The organism is Schnuerera sp., assembly GCF_035459645.1.
Taxonomy (GTDB): domain Bacteria; phylum Bacillota; class Clostridia; order Tissierellales; family Tepidimicrobiaceae; genus Schnuerera.
In genome coordinates this window covers 1-1,650 of sequence record NZ_DATHXO010000331.1, presented here as the reverse complement: position 1 = coordinate 1,650, position 1,650 = coordinate 1, and the positions used below count along the sequence as shown (strand labels likewise).

Genomic DNA, 1,650 nt, shown 5'->3' with positions numbered 1-1,650 from the left:
TATCTTTAGGTGAGGAAGGCTCTATAGTCTTTTATAATGGATATATTTATAGAATAAGAGTTCCAAAAGTCAATGTAGTAAACCCAGTAGGTTCTGGAGATGCTATGATAGGCGGTTTTGTTTCTTCTTTATATAGAGATTATGATTTTGAATTTTCTTTAAAAGTAGCTGCAGCTTGTGGAACAGCCAATGCAATGGAAGCAGAAACGGGGAAAGTGGATATGCATAATATGAAAAGAATAATGAACGATATAGTAATTACAAAATCCAAGTTTTAAGAAACATTAAAACTTGGATTTTTTCATAAAACTTTTAAGTATCTTTACAACTTCTTTAAAAAGATAATCTCTATTTTCTTCAGTTACAGTAAGGACTATAACATCATCTCTATTTTTAATTTCATTAATAAATTCACAATTATCATCCTTTAAAACACCAAAAGCTATTTTTTCACTATTCAATATTTCAAATATTTTGGAAGTGAATATATCTATATTATTTTCTGTACACCCTAACTCGTCTAAAACAATCAAATCCCTGTTTTTTAAGCTTTTATCGAGTATTGAAAGAACACCATTTTCAAAAACATTTGCAAAGCCTTCTTTTGAATTATCTCTAGAATCCACTTTTATAATTATATATTCTTCTTCATTATCATATAATGATTTAACGATATATTTCCTATAATAACCTTCATAAATTCTTTCTGTTACATAGCCTCCCACAGATAAATTTATTTGCTGTAATGCATTTTTTAATATTGTAGATTTTCCTATTCCAATTCTGCCCGTTAAAAAAAGATTGTTCACAAACTATACCTCCATTTAGAACTATTTATAGATATTAGTTTAGCATATTTAATAAACAAATGAAATTGTTATAATATTTTCTTGTAAAAAAACTAATTATTGTGGATATTTTTGGCTATTTATTGCTTTACATAGGATGATAAGTATGTTAAAGTATTAATAAACTAAATAGATCTCCGAGCATTTTGACCTGTGAATTTTGATTTATGGTTAATTTGCCGATAGGGTTTGACTGGAAACGGTCAAGCCTCCCAGTGGAAAGGAGAAGTTCAAGATAACAGCATTATCCATTGGGATGCTGTTTTTTTACTTTTTCTCTCCCTATTTAAATAAATAAGAAAGGTGGAGGTAATGATGTTTAACAAAAATTCTAGATTAGTACCATTTATATTGGCAATAGTATTGTTATTATCACAAGGAGTTGTATTTGCAGAAGATACGAATAGTTTTGCTGTTGAAATTAGTGGAGAAGGTGTAGAAAATAAAGTTAAATTAACTTTAGATGATTTAAAATCTATGCCAGAAGAAGCTCAAATTCATGAAGAATACATATACAATAGTAAATCAGGAGAAAAATCTGTAATGGTTAAAGGGGTAAGCTTGTCCTATGTATTAAAGGAAGAAGCTGGTGTAACTATTGAAAATGCAGAGGTAAATTTTGAAGCATCAGATGGGGACACCGTGTCCTGCACGCCTTCCCGGGCCGGCGGTAGCCAGGACTGGCCGGAACTGGGGTCCAGGTACCGACGGGCCACCTCCGGCATGTCGGCCGAGGTGATGTCACCGAGCTGGTTGCGCAGCTCGAGGTACCGGGCCCGCACGTTCTCGGCCGGCATGACCA

3 protein-coding genes and 1 riboswitch are annotated in these 1,650 nt (G+C 32.7%); of the genes, 2 read left to right on the top strand and 1 reads right to left on the bottom strand.

Annotated features, from left to right (window positions below):
• Positions 1–278, top strand: a 278-nt coding sequence (locus VK998_RS07720) for a PfkB family carbohydrate kinase (RefSeq protein WP_325227330.1), incomplete at its 5' end; no start/stop codon positions are given.
• A gap of 6 nt (positions 279–284) precedes the next feature.
• Here the strand turns inward: VK998_RS07720 and VK998_RS07715 are convergent.
• On the bottom strand, positions 285–809 hold the full coding sequence (locus tag VK998_RS07715) for a nucleoside-triphosphatase (RefSeq protein ID WP_325227328.1): 525 nt from the start codon (positions 807–809) through the stop codon (positions 285–287).
• Positions 810–971: 162 nt separating this feature from the next.
• A riboswitch (molybdenum cofactor riboswitch) is annotated at positions 972–1,090 on the top strand.
• A 73-nt stretch (positions 1,091–1,163) separates the two neighbouring features.
• Between VK998_RS07715 and VK998_RS07710 the strand changes: the two genes are divergently transcribed.
• Positions 1,164–1,650 (top strand): hypothetical protein (locus tag VK998_RS07710; protein ID WP_325227322.1); only part of this gene is annotated, 487 nt, incomplete at its 3' end.